The organism is Allobosea sp. RAF48 (assembly GCF_052114025.1).
Lineage (GTDB): Bacteria > Pseudomonadota > Alphaproteobacteria > Rhizobiales > Beijerinckiaceae > Allobosea.
On the sequence record NZ_JBFRDZ010000011.1, the window covers coordinates 82,914 to 102,165 of the forward strand.

General features: G+C 64.3%; 15 protein-coding genes and 2 pseudogenes. 5 read left to right on the plus strand and 12 right to left on the minus strand.

Annotated features, from left to right (window positions below):
- The first annotated feature begins 12 nt into the window (after positions 1-12).
- Positions 13-978: a substrate-binding domain-containing protein gene (locus AB4Z10_RS19485; protein WP_441472041.1), complete on the plus strand. Its 966-nt coding sequence runs from the start codon at positions 13-15 to the stop codon at positions 976-978.
- Positions 979-1,047: 69 nt separating this feature from the next.
- Positions 1,048-2,226 carry a Gfo/Idh/MocA family protein gene (locus AB4Z10_RS19490; RefSeq protein WP_441472042.1) on the plus strand — a complete coding sequence of 393 codons (1,179 nt, stop codon included), beginning with the start codon at positions 1,048-1,050 and terminating at the stop codon, positions 2,224-2,226.
- Positions 2,227-2,243: 17 nt separating this feature from the next.
- Here the strand turns inward: AB4Z10_RS19490 and AB4Z10_RS19495 are convergent, their stop codons facing one another.
- The 10 genes and pseudogenes from AB4Z10_RS19495 to AB4Z10_RS19540 form a co-directional block, all read right to left on the minus strand.
- Positions 2,244-5,378, minus strand: coding sequence for a multidrug efflux RND transporter permease subunit (locus AB4Z10_RS19495; protein ID WP_441472043.1), 3,135 nt, complete (start codon positions 5,376-5,378; stop codon positions 2,244-2,246).
- A gap of 4 nt (positions 5,379-5,382) precedes the next feature.
- Positions 5,383-6,564 carry an efflux RND transporter periplasmic adaptor subunit gene (locus AB4Z10_RS19500; protein WP_441472044.1) on the minus strand — a complete coding sequence of 394 codons (1,182 nt, stop codon included), beginning with the start codon at positions 6,562-6,564 and terminating at the stop codon, positions 5,383-5,385.
- Between the two features lie 40 nt (positions 6,565-6,604).
- Positions 6,605-7,174 (minus strand): TetR/AcrR family transcriptional regulator, encoded by a 570-nt coding sequence (locus AB4Z10_RS19505; protein WP_441472045.1) that lies wholly within the window; start codon positions 7,172-7,174, stop codon positions 6,605-6,607.
- Positions 7,175-7,334: 160 nt separating this feature from the next.
- Positions 7,335-8,336: a 4-hydroxyproline epimerase gene (locus AB4Z10_RS19510; protein WP_441472046.1), complete on the minus strand. Its 1,002-nt coding sequence runs from the start codon at positions 8,334-8,336 to the stop codon at positions 7,335-7,337.
- An 82-nt stretch (positions 8,337-8,418) separates the two neighbouring features.
- The gene (locus AB4Z10_RS19515; protein ID WP_441472047.1) at positions 8,419-9,381 is read right to left on the minus strand and encodes a dihydrodipicolinate synthase family protein; all 963 of its coding nucleotides are present in this window, start codon (positions 9,379-9,381) and stop codon (positions 8,419-8,421) included.
- Positions 9,382-9,501: 120 nt separating this feature from the next.
- Entirely contained in the window at positions 9,502-10,212 is a 711-nt protein-coding gene (locus tag AB4Z10_RS19520) for a GntR family transcriptional regulator (RefSeq protein ID WP_441472048.1), read from the minus strand.
- 81 nt (positions 10,213-10,293) lie between these two features.
- Positions 10,294-10,830: a chromate transporter gene (locus AB4Z10_RS19525; protein WP_441472049.1), complete on the minus strand. Its 537-nt coding sequence runs from the start codon at positions 10,828-10,830 to the stop codon at positions 10,294-10,296.
- 10 nt (positions 10,831-10,840) lie between these two features.
- Positions 10,841-11,389 (minus strand): chromate transporter, encoded by a 549-nt coding sequence (locus AB4Z10_RS19530; protein WP_441472050.1) that lies wholly within the window; start codon positions 11,387-11,389, stop codon positions 10,841-10,843.
- Between the two features lie 346 nt (positions 11,390-11,735).
- Positions 11,736-12,533: pseudogene (locus tag AB4Z10_RS19535) on the minus strand (endonuclease/exonuclease/phosphatase family protein); the annotation flags it as partial.
- Between the two features lie 88 nt (positions 12,534-12,621).
- Positions 12,622-14,067, minus strand: coding sequence for a phospholipase D-like domain-containing protein (locus AB4Z10_RS19540; RefSeq protein WP_441472051.1), 1,446 nt, complete (start codon positions 14,065-14,067; stop codon positions 12,622-12,624).
- A gap of 1,203 nt (positions 14,068-15,270) precedes the next feature.
- Here AB4Z10_RS19540 and AB4Z10_RS19545 point away from each other — a divergent pair.
- From AB4Z10_RS19545 to AB4Z10_RS19555, 3 genes and pseudogenes are all read left to right on the plus strand, one after another.
- On the plus strand, positions 15,271-17,007 hold the full coding sequence (locus AB4Z10_RS19545; RefSeq protein WP_441472052.1) for a hypothetical protein: 1,737 nt from the start codon (positions 15,271-15,273) through the stop codon (positions 17,005-17,007).
- A gap of 62 nt (positions 17,008-17,069) precedes the next feature.
- Entirely contained in the window at positions 17,070-17,321 is a 252-nt protein-coding gene (locus AB4Z10_RS19550) for a hypothetical protein (RefSeq protein ID WP_441472053.1), read from the plus strand.
- 60 nt (positions 17,322-17,381) lie between these two features.
- Positions 17,382-18,100, plus strand: a pseudogene (locus AB4Z10_RS19555) (transposase); the annotation flags it as partial.
- Positions 18,101-18,127: 27 nt separating this feature from the next.
- Here the strand turns inward: AB4Z10_RS19555 and AB4Z10_RS19560 are convergent.
- Together AB4Z10_RS19560 and AB4Z10_RS19565 are read right to left on the minus strand one after the other, a co-directional pair.
- Entirely contained in the window at positions 18,128-18,577 is a 450-nt protein-coding gene (locus AB4Z10_RS19560) for an MOSC domain-containing protein (RefSeq protein ID WP_441472054.1), read from the minus strand.
- Positions 18,578-18,660: 83 nt separating this feature from the next.
- The gene (locus tag AB4Z10_RS19565; protein WP_441472055.1) at positions 18,661-19,179 is read right to left on the minus strand and encodes a cupin; all 519 of its coding nucleotides are present in this window, start codon (positions 19,177-19,179) and stop codon (positions 18,661-18,663) included.
- Positions 19,180-19,252: the final 73 nt, after the last annotated feature.

Sequence of the window (19,252 nt, forward strand, 5' to 3'; positions counted from 1 at the left end):
GGGAGAGAAGCGATGTCCACGCAGACCAGACGCAGCCTCTTGCTCGCCGCCACGGCAGCGGGCCTCGCTTTCGCGGCGAGCGGTGCCGCCGCCGAGCCTGTCAATCTCGGTGTCTCGATCCCCGCCGCGACCCACAGCTTCATGGGCGGCATCAACTACTGGGCGAACCAGGCGAAGAAGGATCTGGAGGCCAAGCACAAGGACCTCAAGATCACGATCCGCACGGCGGCCAACGCGACCGAGCAGGCGAACCAGCTTCAGGACCTGAGCACGGTCAACAAGATCAATGCGCTCGTCGTCTTCCCCTTCGAGTCGGCGGCGCTGACGCGGCCGGTCGCCAATGTGAAGGCGAAGGGCGCCTATGTGACGGTCGTCGACCGCGGCCTCACCGATACCTCCGCCCAGGACGCCTATGTCGCGGGTGACAACACCGCCTTCGGCAAGATCCCGGCCGAGTACATCGCCAAGACGCTGAACGGGAAAGGCACGGTCGTCGCGTTGCGCGGCATTCCGACCACGCTCGACACCGAGCGCATGGACGCCTTCAACGGCGTGTTGAAGGGCCATCCCGACATCAAGCTGCTCGACGCCAAGTTCGCCAACTGGAACCGCGACGACGCCTACAAGGTCACGCAGGACTTCCTGACGCGCTTCAAGGACATCGACGCCTTCTGGGCCGCGGATGACGACATGGCCTTCGGCGCGATCCGCGCCATCGACCAGGCCAACCGCAAGGATATCAAGATCATCTTCGGCGGGGCCGGCGCCAAGGACATGGTCAAGGTCATCCTCGACAATAAGGACCCGCGCATCCAGGCCAATGTCAGCTATTCGCCGAAGTTCATCTACGACGCGATCAAGCTGACGGCTGAGGCGCGGCTGAAGGGCGAGAAGCTGCCGGCGACCACGATTATCCCCTCGGTGCTGATCGACAAGAGCAACGCCAAGGACTTCTACTTCCCCGACTCGCCGTTCTGAAGGCGTTTCGGATCTCTTCCCGGCCGCTCCGTTTCCGGGGCGGCCACCAGTTCACGCATGGACAGGCCGATGACCGACGCACTTCCCACCCGGCTGCGCTATGCCATGGTCGGCGGCGGTCACGGCGCCTTCATCGGCGCCGTGCACCGCCATGCCATCGCCCTCGACGGGCAGGCGGAGCTGACGGCCGGCGCGCTGTCMTCGACGCCGGAGAAGGCCTTGGCCTCCGGGCGCGCTCTCGGCCTCAGCGATATGAACAACCATGCAAGCTGGCAGGCGTTGCTCGAGGCGGAACTGGAGCGCCCGCCGGAGGCCCGTGTCGATGCCGTCGTCATCGTCACTCCGACCGATAGCCATTTCCCGATCGCGCAGGCCTTCGCCGAAGCGGGCTTCAACGTCGTCTGCGACAAGCCGTTGGTTCATACGAGCGCCCAGGCCGATACGTTGGTCGAAACGGTGACGGCAGGCGGAACGGTCTTCGGCGTGACCTATAACTACACCGGCTATCCGATGATCAGGCAGGCGCGCGAGATGGTGCGCTCCGGCGCGCTCGGCGCCATCCGCAAGGTCGTAGTCGAGTATAATCAGGGCTGGCTTGCCACCGCTTTGGAGAAGACTGGCAACAAGCAGGCTGGGTGGCGCACCGATCCCGCCCGCAGCGGCATCGCCGGAGCGCTGGGTGATATCGGCTCGCATGCCGAAAACCTTGTCTCGGCCGTGACGGGGCTCGCGATCGAGGAACTCGTCGCCGATCTCGGTGCGCTCGTGCCCGGCCGGGCGCTGGATGACGACGCGAGCATCCTGCTGCGCCTTGCCGGCGGGGCGCGGGGCGTGCTCGTCGCCTCGCAGATCAATGCCGGATTGGAAAACGACCTCCGGCTGCGCGTCTCGGGCGAACTCGGAACGCTGGAATGGCGGCAGGAGGAGCCGAACCGGCTCGTCCATCACCGCAATGACGGCCCGATGCAGGTCCTGACGCGCGCGTCGCCCTGGCTGTGTGAATCGGCACGCCGGGCAGGGCGGATCCCTCCCGGTCACCCGGAAGGCTTCATCGAGGCGTTCGCCAACATCTATCGCGGCGTCTTCGCAGATATCCGCGCCCGTCAGGCGGGGCGCGTGGCCGATCCTCTGGATGCCGATTACCCCACCGTGGTCGACGGCGCCCGCGGCGTCCGCTTCATCGAATGCGCGGTCGCCTCTTCGGCAGAGCATCGCTGGCTGCGCTTCGACAGGCAAAGGGGCGGCTGAAACGCCGCCCCCAGCCCTCATTTCTGCTCCACGATCTCCAGCGGCGCCCGCTTGGAGCTTTCTTCCCGGCGGAACAGATTCATCACGAAGACGAAGAAGGCCGGGACGAGGAAGACCGCGAGGACCGTCGCCGAGATCATCCCGCCGAGCACGCCGGTGCCGATCGCGTTCTGGCTCGCCGCGCTCGCACCGGACGCGATTGCCAGCGGCACGACGCCGAGCGTGAAGGCGAGCGAGGTCATCAGGATCGGGCGGAAGCGCAGCCGCGCGGCCTCGGCCGTCGCCTCCAGCAGCGGCTTGCCTTCGGCATGGAGGTCCTTGGCGAACTCGATGATCAGGATCGCATTCTTGGCCGAGAGGCCGATGATCGCGATCAGGCCGACCATGAAGTAGACGTCGTTGGGCATCGCCCTGAGCGTCACCGCCGCGACCGAGCCGATGACGCCGAGCGGCACCACCATCATCACCGCAATGGGGATCGACCAGCTCTCATAGAGCGCCGCGAGCAGCAGGAAGACGAACAGGATGCTGAGCCCGATCAAGAACGGCGCCTGCGATCCCGACTGGATCTCCTGCAGGGACTGGCCGGTCCATTCGTAGCCGAAGCCTTGCGGCAGGTCGCGCGCCAGCCGCTGCATCTCCGCGATCGCCGCGCCCGACGAATAGCCCGGTGCGGCCTGCCCGGCGATGCGCACGGCCGGATAGCCGTTGTAGCCGACGACCTGCGTCGGCCCCTTCTGCCATTCGACCGTAGCGAAGGCGGAGAAGGGCACCATGCCGCCATGCACGTTGCGGACGTTGAGGCGCAGCAGATCGGCCGCCTGCATGCGCTGGCTCGCATCGGCCTGCACGGTCACGCGCTGCATGCGGCCGGCGTTCGGGAAGTCGTTGACATAGGAGGAGCCGAGATTGGCCGAGATCGTCGCGTTGATGTCGGCGAAGGCGACGCCGAAGGTATTCGCCTTCTCGCGGTCGATGATCAGGTTGACCTGGGCGGCGTCGGCCAGTCCCTCGACGCGCACCCCCGCGAGCACCGGGCTCTGCGTGGCGGCATTGAGCAGCTGCGTGCGCGCCGCCGACAGTGCCTCCTGGCCGAGGCCGCCGCGATCCTGCAGGCGGAAGCTGAAGCCGGTCGAGTTGCCCAGGCCCGAGATCGGCGGCGGCGAGAGCGCGAAGGTCTGCGCGTCCTTGATCTGGAACATCTTGCCGTTGATCCGCTGCGCGATCGCCGCGGCGGAATCGTTCGGGCCGCGCTCGCTCCAGTCCTTCAGGGTGATGAAGGCAAGCGCCGCATTCTCGCCGGCGCCGGCGAAGCTGTAGCCGGAGATGCCGACCATGCGGGAGACCGCAGGCTCGGCCAGCACGATCTTCTCGACCTGCTGGAGGACTTCGAGCGTGCGGTTGGCGCTGGCTTCCGGCGGCGCCTGGATGTCGACGAGAAGATAGCCCTGGTCCTCGTTCGGCAGGAAGGCCGAGGGCAGGCGCAGGAAGCCCCAGCCGAGACCGGCGAGCAGCGCGAGATAGATCACCATGTAGCGGCCGGGCTTGCGCGTGATCGCGCCGACGGCGCCGGCGTAGCGGTTCGTCGCGCGGTCGAAGCCGCGGTTGAACCAGCCGAAGAAGCCCTTCTTCTCGTGATGGCCGCCCTTGGCGATCGGCTTCAGGAAGGTGGCGCAGAGCGCCGGTGTCAGCGTCAGCGCCAGGAAGCCCGAGAACAGGATCGAGACCACCATGGTCAGGCTGAATTGCTGGTAGATGATGCCGACCGCGCCGGGGAAGAAGGCCATCGGCACGAACACCGCCGTCAGCACCAGCGTGATGCCGATGATCGCGCCGCTGATCTGGCCCATCGCCTTGCGGGTCGCCTCCTTTGGCGGCAGCCCTTCCTCGGCCATGATGCGCTCGACGTTCTCGACCACGACGATGGCGTCGTCGACGAGGATGCCTATCGCCAGCACCATCGCGAACATGGTCAGCACATTGATCGAGAAGCCGGCGGCGAACATCACCGCGCAGGTGCCGAGCAGCGCGACCGGCACGACCAGCGTCGGGATCACGGTGTAGCGGAAGTTCTGCAGGAACAGGAACATCACCACGAAGACGAGCACCATCGCTTCGAGCAGCGTGTGCATCACCTTCTCGATCGAGACCCGCACGAAGGGCGAGGTGTCGTAGGGAATCTCCTGCTTCAGCCCGGCGGGGAAGAAGCGGGCGAGTTCGTCCATCTTGGCGCGCACCGCCGTCGCCGTCGCCAGCGCATTGCCGGTCGGCGAGAGCTGGACGCCGATGGCTGCGCTCGGCTGGCCGTTGAGACGGGTCGAGAAGTTGTAGGATTCGCCACCGACCTCGACGCGCGCGACGTCGCGCAGCCGCACTGAAGAACCGTCCGTATTGGCGCGCAGCACGATTGCGCCGAACTCCTCCGGCGTGGTGAGTTGGCCCCTGACCAGAACCGTGGCGGAAAGCTGCGTGCCGATCGGATTGGGCTGGGCTCCGACGCGGCCGGCCGCGACCTGCGCATTCTGCGCCTGCACGGCGGCGATGACGTCGCTCGCGGTCAGCTTGAGCCCGAGCAGTTTCTCGGCATCCATCCAGATGCGCATCGAGCGCTGCGTCGCGAAGAGCGTCGCGCTGCCGACGCCGGAGACGCGCCGGATCTCGCCGAGCACGTTGCGGCTGAGATAATCGCCGAGCCCGACGGCATCGAGACGGCCATCTTCCGACGTCAACGTGACCAGCAGCAGGAAGCTGGTGCCCGCCTGCTCGACGCGCAGGCCCTGCTGCACGACCGAGCGCGGCAGGCGCGGCTCGACGCGGCTGATCCGGTTCTGCACCTCGACCTGCGCCTCGCCGATCTTGGTGCCGGGCGCGAAGGTGACGGTCAGGTTGATGCGGCCGTTCGCCTCCGAGGTGGACTCGAAATAGAGCAGGCCGGGAACGCCGTTCAGCTCCTCTTCCACCGGGCGCGTGACGCTCTGGTAGATGTCCTCCGGCGAGGCGCCGGGGTAGTTGGTGCTGATCGTGATCTGCGGCGGCGCGACGTTCGGGTATTGCGCGATCGGCAGCATCGGGATCGTGATGATCCCGCCGAGCATGATGAAGATCGCGACGACCCAGGCGAAGATCGGCCGGTCGATGAAGAAGCTCGGCATCGTATCAGCCCTGCTTGCCGGCGGTCTTGGCTGGAGCGGCTGCCTGCCAGGGTGCGCCGGTGAACTTCGCGCCCGGGCGGATCTTCTGGAAGCCTTCGACGACGACCTGTTCGCCGGGTTTCAGCCCGTCATCGATCACCTGCCGGTTGTCCAGCGTCCGGCCGGCGCGGACCGGCCGCAGCTCCAGCGTGCCGTCCTGCTTGAGGATGTAGAGCTGCGCCTGTCCGCGGCCATCGCGCTGGATCGCCTGCTGCGGCACGGCGATGGCGTTGCTCTGCACGCCCTGCTCGATCTCGACGCGGACATACATGCCGGGCAGGAGATCGCCTTCCGGGTTCGGGAACTCGCCGCGCAGCGTCACTTGCCCGGTCGTCGCATCGACGGTGGCCTCCGAGAACAGCAGCTTGCCCGAATGGCGATAGCGCTCGCCATTGTCGAACAGCAGCTGGACATTGGCTGCACCTGGGTCCGAGCTCGTCAGTGCGCCGAGCTTGAGAGCGCGGCGCAGCGCCAGCAATTCACCGGCGGATTGGGTGAAGTCGGCATAGACCGGGTCGAGCTGCTGGATCGTCGCCAGGATGTCGGCGGCGCCGGTGCCGACGAGCGCGCCTTCCGTGATCAGCGCGCGGCCGATCCGGCCGCTGATCGGGGCGCGGACCTCCGAGTATTGCAGGTCAAGCTGCGCCGCGGCGAGGCCCGCCTGAGCAGCCGCAACATCGGCATCGGCCTGGGCCAGCGCCGCGGTCGCGCTTTCCTGCTGCTGCGCGCTGGCGACGTTGCGCTCGCGCAGCTCGATGATGCGGTCGGATTGCTGGCGGGCCTGCAACTGCGTCGCTTCCGCGCGCTTCAGGGTCGCCTCGGCACTGGCCACGCGCACCCGGAACGGGGCCGGGTCGATCCGGTAGAGGACGTCGCCTTCCTTGACGAGGCTGCCCTGCTGGAACACCCGTTCGACGACGATGCCCGTGACGCGCGGGCGCACCTCCGCGATGCGCGTCGGCGCGATGCGGCCCGGCAGGTTGTTGGTCACCGGCAGGTTCTGCGCCTCGGCCGTGACGATGCCGACCGTCACGGGTGGCATCTGGGCAGCGGTCTTGGTCGGCTGCTTTTCCTCGCTGCAGGCGGCCGCGAACAGCGGCAGCGCGATGACGAGGATGCGGGAGAGGGTCAAAGACGAGAAAGGCATGGGTTCGGGCTCGGCGCTCGATATGTGATCTGGTTGCGTTTCAGGTTTGGGGAAGTGCGCTCGGCGACTGCCCGACCAACCAGCCGATCTCGGCGATCAACCTGTCGCGCTCGGCTTCCGGGAAGCTGAGCAGCCCGAACCAGTCGAGCAGGGTCAATCCCTCGACGGCGAGGAAGGCGAGCAGTGCACCGCGCGGATGTGTCGAGGATGCGGCGATGGCGGAGAGCGTGTTCTGCAGCGACTTCTGCACGGGCCCGCGCAACTCGGCATCCTGTGCCAGGGCGACGCAGAGGTTGAGGGCGACCGCGCGGTCTTCTTCCGACGATGAGCGCGAGGCGGCGGCGAGGCGCCCGTGAATATCCGCATCCGGCTTGCCGGCTTCGGCCGCGATGAAAGCCTGGATCCGCTTTTCCTCGGTGCCGACGCGACGTTCGATGACGGCGCCGATCAGTGCGCGCTTGCTCTTGTAGTCGTAGAGGACGCTGGCCTTGCTGATGCCGGCCTCGGCCGCCACGGCATCCAGCGTCAGATGCGCGGCTCCCGCCCGCATCACGACCCGTTCTGCCGCGTCGAGAACCGCCTCGCGGTCGATGGTTCTGTGCCTGCCCATGGGTTTTCCAATAAATATCCAACCGGTTGGATATTTATTGAGGTGCGATAAGTCAAGGCGAGCCGCATGCGCGGCGCACTCGACATCTGTCGGGCAGCGTCGGATTGCGTCGTTCTGAGAGGTGAGGGCGCTTGCGCTTAAGCGGTGGGAAGCGCCGGGCTCACTTCACGACGAAGCCGTGCGCGAAGGGGTCGCGATCGTCGATGAAGATCGTATTGATGCCGGTCATCCGCGCCCAGCCGGCGATGGAGGGGATGATCGCCTCGCGGTTGGCGACGGTGGTCGCCGCCTCGACACGCCCCTTGAACAGCGAGCCAATGATCGACTCGTGCACGAATTCGTCGCCGACCTTGAGCTTGCCCTTGGCGGCGAGCTGGGCCATCCGCGCCGAGGTCCCGGTGCCGCAGGGCGAGCGGTCGATCGCCTTCTCGCCATAGAACACCGCGTTGCGGGCATGGGCTTCCGGCTGGGTCGCCCGGCCGGTCCACTGGATATGGCTCAGGCCCCGGATCTCCGGGTGCTCCGGGTGGACGAATTCGTATTTCGCGTTGAGCGCCGCGCGCAGCTTCGGCGACCAGCCGACGAGCTCGCCGGCGGTATGGTCGGCCATGTCGCGGAAGTTCTTCTGCGGCTCGACGATGGCGTAGAAATTGCCGCCATAGGCGACATCGACCACGATCTCGCCGAGGCCTTCGACCTCCGCCGTCAGCCCCTCGGCGTAGAGGAAGCCCGGGACGTTGGTGAGCCGCACCTCTTCGACGAAGCGGCCTTCCTGGCGGTAGGTGATGTCGACCTTGCCGGCCGGTGCGTCGATCGAGAGCCGGCCGGGCTCGCGCGGTGTGATCAGGCCGTTCTCGATGCCCATGGTGATCGTGCCGATCGTGCCATGCCCGCACATCGGCAGGCAGCCCGAGGTCTCGATGAAGAGCACGGCGACGTCGCAATCGGGCCGGGTCGGCGGATACAGGATCGAGCCGGACATCATGTCGTGCCCACGCGGCTCGAACATCAGCCCGGTGCGGATCCAGTCGAACTCGCGCAGGAAATGCGCGCGCTTCTCCAGCATGTTTGCGCCTTCGAGCCTGGGGCCGCCGCCCGAGACCAGGCGGACGGGGTTGCCGCAGGTGTGGCCGTCGAGGCAGGAGAAGGTGTAGCTGGCCATGGATCCGGTCTCTCGAGGCGCCTTGGAACCCGTGGCGAAGGGGCTGGCCTCCATCGCCACAGGCGCGGTCGATGCTCGCTCGTCAGGCGGCGTATTTCTGCACGGCGCCGGGCTGCTTCGTCCAGGCGGCATACCAGCTGTTGAACAGCTTGAACTGCGCCTCGGCATAGCCGCGCTGGCTCTCGGTCAGCATGTCCGTTTCGTTGAAGTGCAGACCGTATTCCTTGTCGCCCTTCAACACCATCAGATGCTTGAAATAGAGCACGAGATCGGGGCCTTCGTCGAAGGAGGAGAGGATGCCGAGCGCCTGCTCCAGCTCGAGCGCGCGCTGGCGCGCCTCGGCATCGCCCTGGGCTGCCGCCTCGGACAGCCTGCACAGATGCAGCACTTCCTTCGGCAGCACGTTGCCGATGCCGGTGATCGCGCCGGTCGCGCCGCAGTTCACATAGCCGTGGAAGACGGCGGTATCGACGCCGATCATCAGAGAGACGTCGTCGTCGCGGCTGGTGATGTTCTCGGCCGCGTAGCGCATGTCGGCCGGGCCGCCGAATTCCTTGAAGCCGACGAGGTTCGGATGCTCGGCCCGCAGGGCGAAGAACAGGTCGGCCCGGGTGGCGAAGCCGTAATAGGGGCTGTTGTAGATCACGGCCGGCAGATCGGGCGCGGCCGAGAGGATCGCCTTGAAATGCGCCTTCTGGGCGAGGACGACCGTGCCGCGCGAGAGCACGCGCGGGATCACCATCAGACCCTGCGCACCGACTTTCTGCGCATGGGCGGCAAGCGCCACGGCGGAGGCCGTATTGACCGCGCCGGTGCCGACGATGACCGGGATGCCGGCCTTGACCAGCCGCTCGACGCCTTCCATGCGCTGCGTATCGGTCAGCAGCGGCCAATCGCCCATCGAACCGCAATAGACCACGGCCGACATGCCTGCGGCGATCAGCTCCTTGCCCTTGCGCACCAGCGCATCGAAATCGGGCGTCCGATCCGCCTTGCAGGGCGTCATCAGGGCGGGGATCACGCCCGAGAAAATCTTGGCCTTCATCGCGCTCTCCTGCTGGCTTTGTGGGACGGGAGAGGAACCGTGTCGCGCAGCGATCCGCCTCTCCCCGGCGCTCTTATCTCACATTGCATATTATTTGTCGACAAGAATTCGACAGGCAGTTCAGAGGGCAATCTCCAGTCGCTTGTCGCCCACTGTAAGCTTTTGGATCTGCTGGATGATCTGCTCGGCATGAGCGCGGCCGAGGCGTTCGGCGGCCGCCATGTCGCGCGCCGCGATAGCCGCGATCATGTCCTCGTGCTCGTCGACGAATTGCTGCGGAAGCCGGTCGTCATAGGACTGATAGTAGAGCCGCAGGAAGCGGCGCCCTTCGTCGAGCAGGCGGTTGAAGAGGCTGTTGAAATACGGATTGCGGCCGGCTTCGGCGATGGCGGCGTGAAAATCCGCATTCGTCGCGATCATCGCGAGCGCATCCTGGGCCTTCACCGCCGCGGCGAACTCCGCCTGCCGGGCGCGGATCACGTCCAGATCCTCGGGGCGATGGTTCTGCGCCGCAAGCTGTGTCGTCACCCGGTACATCAGCATCAGGGCGTCGAAGAAGGGCGACAGATTCAGGAAGTCGAGGTTCGACACCATCGTCGAGCGGTTGGGCAGGGTGACGATCAGCCCTTCACCGGCCAGCCGCACCAGCGCCTCGCGGATGGGCGTGCGCGACATCTCGAAGCGCTCGGCGAGCTGCACCTCGTCGATCGAGCTGCCCGGCGGCAGCACCAGATCGAGGATTTCGTCGCGCAGCAGGTCGTAGACCAGCTTCACGCCGGAGCCGCGCTTGCGCTCGGGCACTGCGCTTGTGGTCGTCTTCGCCGGTTTCATTCGCACACCTCTTGTCGACAAGAGGGATAGTGAAGCTGCGTGGCCCGATCAACGAACCACGCGCCCGGCCCCGTCATTTCTTCAGATCAGCGCCAGCAGATGCAGCCCGACGAAGCAGCCGGCGCCGCTGGCGATCAGCAGCAACGGATTGATCGGCGTCAGCATCAGCAGCGCTGTCGAGACAAGCGCGGTGCCGCGTCCGAGCCAGCCGCCGTCGAGCGATTGGATCAGCACATAGCTGGCGGCCAGGATCATGCCGGCCGCGACGGGGCGCAGGCCTTTTTCCAGCGCGCGTAGCAGCCGGGCGCCCTCATAGCGCGACCAGATATGGGCGACGCCATAGATGAGGAAGGCGGTCGGCCCGAAGATGCCGACGGTCGCGGCCAGCGCGCCCCAGAACCCGGCGATCTGCCAGCCGATCAGCGTCGCCAGGAGCGAGCCCGGCCCCGGCGCCAGCCGCGCGATCGCGAAGGCGTCGACGAATTGCGCGGCGCTCAGCCAGTGATGCACGTCGACGATCTGGCGGTGCATGTCGGCGATGGCGCTCTGGCCGCCGCCGATCGTCACCAGCGAGAGCGGCAGGAAGACCACGAGGATGCTGAGCGGCAGATTGGGCATCGTCCGGTGCTCAGCCCCGATAATAGGTCACGGCGACACTCAGCGAGCCGGCGCCGAGCACGGTCCAGAGCAGCGGCAGTTTCAGGATCGCGACGGCAAAGAAGGTCGCGGCCATGATCGCGAGCGGAAAGACCCGGCGCGGCACGCGCCGTGCCGCGGTCAATCCCATGGCCAGCGAGAGGCCGATCGCGGCCGAGGCGGCACCGTTGAGGGCGACATGGGTGACTGCATAGCCGCCGAGTGAAGAGAAGAGCGTGCCGATCAGCACGATGACGATGGCGGCCGGCAACACGATGCCGAGCCAGCAGGCGATCGCCCCGCTGCGTCCGCCGAGCTTGTAGCCGATCCAGATCGCCATGTTGGTGACGTTGACGCCGGGTAGGGCTTGCGCGATCGAGAGCCCGTTGAGGAAATCCTCTTCGCTCATCAGCCGGCGCCGTTGCACGAATTCCCGCAGCATCCAGCCGCTCAAGCCGCCGCCGAAGCTGGTCAGCCCGATCCGCGCGAAGATCAGGAAGAGTTGCAGCGCGCTTGGGCGCTCGGCCAAGGCATCCGGCATCTGATTCCACGCCATCTTGCAGCTGACAGGGCCAGAAAGCAGCATTTGTCGGATGTTGCCAGCGTCGGAACGCATGCGCGTCATGACGCTGGACCGCGATAGCTTCCAAGGAGGTGTGTCAGGCCCGGCGCAGGGTCCGCTTGACCGCGCGCTTCAGCCGGTCGCCCGCCTTGCGCACGAGCGCCCGGTTGCTGCCTTCGCTTCCGTCCGGAAGCTCCGAGATCGGCAAGGGACCCTCCTCTGGTCCCGCAAGCGCGGCGCCGCTCCGAAAGCCGATGATCGCGGCAGCCGGACTGACCGCGTGCCCGAGCGCGGCAGTAGGCAGGGGAAGGCCCGCGAGGCTCGGGTCGAGGATGGCCTTGATCGGCAGGTGATCGGAGGCGATGCGCGCCAGCGGCGTATCATGGACCGTGACGTCGGACAGCATCTCCGGCCGGTTGGCGATGATCCGGTCGAGTGCCAGCAGCGGCAGGCCCGAGGGAAAGCTCGGGACGGGCATCGGCAGCGTGCCGAAAGTGGGACCGAGTTCCTTCAGCGACGAGCGGTCGCCGAGGCGCCATTCATTGAGGTCTCCGAGCAGAAGGGTGGGGCGTTCGTCGCGGTTCCTCATCACGTCGAGGAGCATGCGCGTCTGCTGCGAGCGCGAGCGGCGCAGGAGGCCAAGATGGGCGGCGACGATGCGCACCTCCCTGCCGCCCTCCAGATCGAGGTCGACGACCAGCGCGCCGCGGGGTTCGAGCCCGGGCAGCGAGACCTGATGGACGTCTCGCACAAGCCCCTGTCGGAACAGAACGACATTGCCGTGCCAGCCATGGGCGGCGGCGTTGGCACTCTCGATGGGAACGGGGAGGAGACCCGTCTCCTCCTTCAGCCTGGTAAGGTCGAGCAGGCCGTGGCGTGCGCCGAAGCGCTTGTCGGCTTCCTGCAGCGCGATGATGTCGGGGGCGATCTCGCGGATCACCTGCGCGATGCGGCCAGGATCGAAGCGGCCGTCGACGCCGACGCATTTGTGAACATTGTAGGAGGCGACCAGCGTGCCTGCCGGCCGCTCGCCCGGCCCATGCCTGGACGCTTCATCGCGGTTCTTCCGCTGGCGGAGCGAGGCGATGATGCTGGCGCGCAGGCTCGGGCTCTTCTTCTGCATCGCTCTGCCGTTTGAGGCTTTGGCCCGCTCGAATCGAACAGGACGAAGCTTTGCATATCCGTGGCGCCAGGGCTGCGACCCGCTCGGCTCAAAGATAGGGCGAGCCGAGCCAGATCAACCTGTCCATCAGACGCAAGACATAAGGGCGTGCGCGCAGGCCGGCAAGCGTGACCGGCGTCGCCTGGGCCATCACAGCCTCGACGCGCTCGGCGATTCCGCCTGCGAAATGATGGTCGAGCACTTCGATGTCGATCTCGAAATTCAGCCTGAGCGAACGTGGGTCGAGGTTGGAGGAGCCGACATAGGCCCAGCAGTCATCGACGACGAAGAGCTTGGAATGGTCGAACGGGCCGGTCGAGCGCCAGATTCGGCAATAATTCTTGAGAATCTGGTCGAATTGCGCGGTCATCGCCCTGTCGACCAGCACCAGATTGTTGACGGAGGGGACGATGATGTCGATGTCGACGCCGCGCCGCGCCGCCGTGACGAGTGCGCTGATCAATTCCTGATCCGGCAGGAAATAGGGCGACATGATCCTGACGGAGCGCCGCGCGACCGAAAGTGCGCCCATCAAGAGCTTGTGATTGGTCTCCAGATAGCTGTCGGGACCCGACGGCACGGCCCGCACGAGCGCGGCGAATTCACCGGCGGCAGGCAAGGTGATTTCCCATGCCGGGCCTTCGAGCGCCTCGCCGGAGGCGAAGCGCCAGTCCTCCGCCGCGACCGTGAAAAGATCGGCGACGATTGGTCCGGTCAGGCGAAAATGCGTGTCATGGGCATAGGTGTCGCCGGCGAACTCGCGGGTGAAGCCCTGGCGGATGTTCATGCCGCCCATGAAGGCGACGGTCCCGTCGACGACGATGATCTTCCGGTGCGTCCGCAGATTGGCATAGGGCAGCCTGAGGCCCATGATGATGTTGCCGTTGAACACGTCGACCGCGACGCCGCCCTCGCGCAGATGGCCGGCGATGCTGGGCACCGAATAGCGGGCGCCGACCGCATCGATCAGCACGCGCACCGCAACCCCGCGCCGATGCGCGGCGATCAGCACATCGGCGATGCGCAGGCCGATCGGGTCGCGGTCGAAGATGTAGCTTTCGAGGATGACGCTGCGCTCGGCCGCCGCGATGGCGGTCAGCATGGCGCTATAGGCTTCGTCGCCGGTTCGCAGGGTTTCGATGCTGTTGCCGGTGGTCAGAGGGTGGCGGGCCACACGGTCGCCCAGCGTCTTGAGCGCGGTGAAACGTTGCCCGAACCGCGCCCCGACCGCCTTGTCGCCGACGTGGAAATGCGTCGCTGCCCGGCCGTGGCCGGTCCGTTGCGCGAGGAGCGAGGCGCGCCGGATGCGGTTCACGCCGGCAATCGCATAGAGAAGGGGGCCGACGATCGGCGAAAGGATGATGACGCCGGTCCAGCCGATGGCGGCGCGCACTTCGTCCTTCGTCATCACCGCATGCGCGCCGGCGATAGCCGCCATCACGATGGAGATGGCGGCAAGGATATGCGGCCAGTAGGCTTGGAGAATCCCCCACATGCCTGTGAAGCTAGCGCGTGGGCGGCCGATCCGCCATGGCGGCGGTTTGGGGGCATCCCGACGGCCAAGAAGGCCGGAGCATCCCGTTCGGTGTCATCACCCGTCAGGGTGTGCGGAACGCATAGATTGTCGGCAGTCGCCTTTGTAAGTCTCTGATATTGTTGATATCGAATTTCGGCGTTGCAGGAAGTCTGTCGGCATTTGAGGCTATAGTCTGTCGGCATTCTGGCCACGGAAATGAGGCCCTAGGCCGGCAAAACTGGCTTGAAACAGTAGGAAAATCATCGCGCGGACGCGCAACGCAATCGGCCCCGAGCAAAGAGTTGCTCGGGGCCGATTGCGGTTTCGCTAGCGGAAGAAGTTGTAGATCTCCGATTGAGCGCGCCGCGCTCCGGGCGGGCTATCGGCGTCGACCAAGATTAGATCGACCGCCGCGAACTCATCGGTTGGGGCGGCGGTTGTCGCGCAGCGCGCTGGGCTCGAGGATTCTCTCCATCCCCGTGCGAACGGCCCAATTTGCGAGTGATTCCGCCTCCGACCTGTGGGTATAGAACTGCCCCAAGCGCTTACGCACCGAGCTGCTGTCGTCCGCCATCGTCCTCGTCAATCGCTGAACCCGAAAGCGTTGATAGATCGGTTTAAGCTGTAGCGATACGATCCAACGCAGGGATCGACAACTGTGGTTGAAGAGCCCTCTGTCGTCATCCAGAGCGGAGCGGGAATTTTCCGTGCGGGGGGGCTAACACAGCACAAGCCCCAAGCATGCCCCTGCGGCTCGCGCGAAATGCGACGTTCAGATCGACAAAATTCCGTCCCGTCGACCGATGCGCCTCAGCGCGGTTTCCGGACGCCATGGACGGATTGGAAAGCGGGGGCATGACAACGATCCCACGATGATCGCTCTGGGAGCTCGGGAATACGACGTCTCGTATCAGAGCCGCGAGCGACCGGTTCCGGGCTTAATTCAACGACCGCTTGTGGCGCAATCTTGAAGGCAGCGCCTACCGCGGAAGAGGCGGATTTTGGGATTGCTCGAACCTAAAATTACGAGCGGGCGCATCCACCCCATCTGGTTTCAGTCACACTCTTCTGAAGGCGCATACGGGCCAACTTAACCTAGCGTCATGGGCAGATTAACGTAATAATGCGGCCGGCTGCAGCGTTCCACATGACAAGGCAGTCAAAAGGGAAAAGGAGGGTACGATGAGCGTGCGCGCTTTTTCTGCTCTATCCGGCCACCTCCGTCTGGAGCTCCCAAGCCTACTGAGATCGCGCTCCACGCGGAGACGTCGATATCGCCCCCTTTCGAGGGCGCCGTTCTGGCTTGCGCTCGTTTTGCTATTTTCGGCTTCACTCCTGCAGCCATTATTTGGCCAATCCTTCGACGGCCGAGATCCCGCGACCGGGAAACTGCTTGCGCCGGGCGCCGCGATTGGTCAGTACCTTCAGGCTTCGGAGGAGCTTAAGCTACGTATACTGACGTTGCGCAAGGCTCTGGATCAATGCGGAAACTGCACCAATAGAACGGCTCTTCAAAGAGATATCGATCAAGCCATCGAGAGGCGGAACACAATACGCGCCGGCGAAGGTATCGCGCTCAGGCAGCTTGGGCTTCCTGGCAAAAATTTCGAAGAATTCGTCTATCAGATGCGTACCGGATATAATTGGAACAATGTCGCGGCGGTAAAATTTGCGGAGCAACTGAGATTAACGATTCTAAATTATTGCATGATTTCGACCAAAGATGATGGCGACAATCTCAAATGCCGGACGAAATATTTCGACAATTCGATCAGCTCAAACGCCGCGAATTCCGTTGAGATTTGCTTCAAGCGACTTCAAGCGGCCGATCAAGAACTCTTGCATAATTTTCCACCGCCTGACGCAGACCCGAAACTTGTCGCTGCGCACGCAGCGCTCTGGATTGCCAATGGTGCTTGCCTGAAAGAGATGAACGCCTATGAACTCATGCGGAATGCGACGAATGAAGCCTGTGGGTTCCAGGATCTAGGCGCCAGTCTCAATGAGCCCGAGTTCATTTGTGCCTGCAAAGCGTTTCCGGCGGACCGAAAGGCCGCTTGCCCGGCCAACCCCGTGCTGCCGCAACCCGCGTTTCCCACCTTCCCTGTCCTTGTCGAACCTGCTGTCCGGATGCTGGACCCCCAAGGGTACGGGCCGGAGTTACTTGGCGTAAGGCTCGGCCAACCGGTTCGAGAGGCCGACCAGCTGATCAGGCGGAAAATGGCAGTCGAATCTGTCTATGATCTTCCGACAGCCAATCATAAATTTCTCGGAACGGACAGCAGCTTCAGAAACCGGGATGGCCTTTGGCAAGTGGAGTTTGGTGGGCGTTTGTACGTCAACCGTGACGGCTCCGAGTTTGTCGCAATCATGACAGTTCCCAATCTGCCAGGACGGGTTTTTGAACTCATGCACTCCGTCCTTGTTTCGCCTGATAAACTACAAGACGCTCAGAATGCTTTGGTTGCGGAGCAGGGGCCGCCATCTTTTAGTACAGACAATATTTTGCACCACAACATCTGGGGGAGTTCTCGCGACCAACGTGAATGCGCCCCGGCGTTCGCGGGCCTGGCGTTGGAAGAATGGGTCCGCCTAGAGGGTCAACCTACGATTGTCTCCAAGAAATCAGCCGGCCTTGGCACCTCTGAGGGACGCCAGTTTGGACTCTACGGTATGCTTTCCCCCTTGATGGCCACCTACGTATTCAATCGTCAGGATGGTAAGTTATACAATTGCCAACCAACCTTGGCAGCTTCGTATGAGCTTGCTTCTCTTCGGCAGAACGATCCTCAAGGCCGGCTTCGCAATGAGCCTGCGCTCGTAAATGAGAGATTATTCGATACGGCGTTGTTTCGATGGTATGAGATCCAGCAGGAATATAAGAATTCGAAGAGATCGCGACCTATCGCATATCAATAGACGCGAGAGCGTGGTGACAACCTCGCTCTCAACCCAATGCGTAGACTTATAACGAACTGAGCATGAGGTCCGAGATGCGTCGAATATTCTACGTGATTTTTGCCTTCGTATTGTCATCTGGGGTAGCGCATTCGGCAAACGATTATCCGGTCAGCGGCCCCTGGGCGCTCGTTCTTCCTACCTCTCCTCAACTTCAGGTCGAAGCCTGCAAAGCCTTCGGGCGATTGGGTTTGGCCAAAGTCAGTGGTGAATCCATCGGTGGCGGCGAACTGATCGTCTTCAATGGCTCCAAGCGACATAATTTCGGCGGCTGATCCACCCCCGTTGAATTGGTCCACCCTGAAGTATGTGTTTTGGCAGACAGGAGGACCGAGATGCCGAAGAAACGCCACAAGCCCGAAGAGATCGTCGGGAAGCTACGCCAGGTCGATGTGTTGGTCTCGCAGGGGCAATCCGTTGCCGACGCGATCCGCTCGATCGGCGTGACGGAGGTTAGTTACTATCGCTGGCGCCGCGAGTTCGGCGGCCTGAAGACGGATCAGGTGAGGCGGATGAAGGAGCTCGAGGCCGAGAACGCCCGGCTCCGTCGCGCCGTCGCGGACCTGACGCTCGACAAGCTGATCCTGAAGGAAGCCGCGTCGGGAAACTACGGAGCCCCGCGCGTCGCCGTGCGTGCATTGAGCATGTCCGGGTCGTCCTGAAGGTGTCGGAGCAGCGGGTCTGCCGCGTGCTCGGGCAGCATCGCTCGACACAGCGCCGCATCCCGCATGGACGAGACGACGAGGAAAAGCTCATCGCCGACGTCGTCGAACTGGCCCGCCGTTACGGCCGCTATGGCTATCGCAAGATCGCCGCGCTGCTGCGCTCGACGGCAGGCTGGGTCGTCAACGACAAGCGGGCTGAGCGCATCTGGCGACGTGAGGGGCTGAAGGTTCCGGCCCGACAACCCAAGCGCGGCCGCCTCTCGCTCGCGGATGGATCTCGCATCCGCCTGCGTGCAGAGCGGCCCAATCACGTGTGGTCCTACGACTTCGTCGAAGACCGCACCCATGATGGGAGGAAGTACCGCATGCTGAACGTAATTGACGAGTTTAGGGGGCTTCTCGGGATCGCGTGAAAGCTACCCTGGGTACGGTGCGACGGCAGCACCGACGTTGGCCGATCCGCTTTCGATGATGCGCGCGGTGATGCCGCCATGGCCCCGAACGGCGTTGTATCCTCCAACGCCGAGGATTTCCTCCATCCGGGAGCAGGGATGACACTCCCCCGTGGTTTCGAGGATCGCGGAACCGATTCTGAAGCGCCTATCCTTCAGCGCGAGCAGATTGATACCGCGGGTCACAACATTGCGTCGCAATTCGCCCGGGTGAATTTTTGAACGGGCTATGTAACTGGCAATCGCGGAGAGGTGCTCAACTTGGATCAGAGTCACCTGGCGCTTGCCCGCGGCGTGGGTGTGGCGATCGCCAACAACACCGCGGGTAATGTCAAAATCGGCGCTTTGGAGCGCGACCATTGGTTCGCTACGCGCCGGCCGAATGCCCAACCACACAACCTGCCCAGTCTTCATGGGAGCGTTCAGGAGCTGCGCAAGCGGGGAGGAGGGGTTCAGAGGCATCAATCGTTCTACCGTACTGGAATGCGCCCAATCACTCAGGGAACGCTCGCATCAGCCCATAGGCGAAGCATCGGGCCGTCGACTCCAACGACTGGATCCCGCGGCGGGAAGCTCAAGATCGAAATCTTTTGGATCATGGCCGACGTCGGTTCCTCCCGGACGATGTCGCCGGTCTGGCCGGGCGGGTACGCGCCGACAACAAGGAAATCGTTAGATTGGCTGAGCTGGCGGTGACCCGTTCCCGCTGGAAGAACCACCACATTGCCGGCCGTCACCTTGACCTCCCGGCCCGTATCGCCCCCCAGCATCAGCTTCGCGTGCCCTGCCGCGATGCCGAGCACTTCGTGACCCTGCGAGTGATAATGATCGAAATCGTAGATTCCATCGCGCCATTGCGGTGGCCAGCCATTTTCGGAGAACCGTTTTTCCATGAGCGTCGCCAGATCGGCAGCATCGGGACCGAACGCCCCCTCATAGATCAGTGCGGGAAGCCGGGGATTGTTTGGGATGAAGCGCCAGGGCTCGAAACGAAGGGCGGTCACGGTGGTCTGCATAGCCTGGTATCTCCCAAAGACGATCCTTGAACGCAGTCGTCTCATGGCCGTTCCTCGCCGAGAGTTTGGTTTG

What these genes read in the sequence shown, in the direction of transcription:
- AB4Z10_RS19485 (WP_441472041.1), top strand. Translation starts at nt 13, where the DNA reads ATGTCCACGCAGACCAGACGCAGCCTCTTGCTCGCCGCCACGGCAGCG.
- AB4Z10_RS19495 (WP_441472043.1), bottom strand. Translation starts at nt 5,378, where the DNA reads ATGCCGAGCTTCTTCATCGACCGGCCGATCTTCGCCTGGGTCGTCGCG.
- AB4Z10_RS19500 (WP_441472044.1), bottom strand. Translation starts at nt 6,564, where the DNA reads ATGCCTTTCTCGTCTTTGACCCTCTCCCGCATCCTCGTCATCGCGCTG.
- AB4Z10_RS19505 (WP_441472045.1), bottom strand. Translation starts at nt 7,174, where the DNA reads ATGGGCAGGCACAGAACCATCGACCGCGAGGCGGTTCTCGACGCGGCA.
- AB4Z10_RS19510 (WP_441472046.1), bottom strand. Translation starts at nt 8,336, where the DNA reads ATGGCCAGCTACACCTTCTCCTGCCTCGACGGCCACACCTGCGGCAAC.
- AB4Z10_RS19515 (WP_441472047.1), bottom strand. Translation starts at nt 9,381, where the DNA reads ATGAAGGCCAAGATTTTCTCGGGCGTGATCCCCGCCCTGATGACGCCC.
- AB4Z10_RS19520 (WP_441472048.1), bottom strand. Translation starts at nt 10,212, where the DNA reads ATGAAACCGGCGAAGACGACCACAAGCGCAGTGCCCGAGCGCAAGCGC.
- AB4Z10_RS19525 (WP_441472049.1), bottom strand. Translation starts at nt 10,830, where the DNA reads ATGCCCAATCTGCCGCTCAGCATCCTCGTGGTCTTCCTGCCGCTCTCG.
- AB4Z10_RS19530 (WP_441472050.1), bottom strand. Translation starts at nt 11,389, where the DNA reads ATGCCGGATGCCTTGGCCGAGCGCCCAAGCGCGCTGCAACTCTTCCTG.
- AB4Z10_RS19540 (WP_441472051.1), bottom strand. Translation starts at nt 14,067, where the DNA reads ATGTGGGGGATTCTCCAAGCCTACTGGCCGCATATCCTTGCCGCCATC.
- AB4Z10_RS19545 (WP_441472052.1), top strand. Translation starts at nt 15,271, where the DNA reads ATGAGCGTGCGCGCTTTTTCTGCTCTATCCGGCCACCTCCGTCTGGAG.
- AB4Z10_RS19550 (WP_441472053.1), top strand. Translation starts at nt 17,070, where the DNA reads ATGAGGTCCGAGATGCGTCGAATATTCTACGTGATTTTTGCCTTCGTA.
- AB4Z10_RS19560 (WP_441472054.1), bottom strand. Translation starts at nt 18,577, where the DNA reads ATGAAGACTGGGCAGGTTGTGTGGTTGGGCATTCGGCCGGCGCGTAGC.
- AB4Z10_RS19565 (WP_441472055.1), bottom strand. Translation starts at nt 19,179, where the DNA reads ATGCAGACCACCGTGACCGCCCTTCGTTTCGAGCCCTGGCGCTTCATC.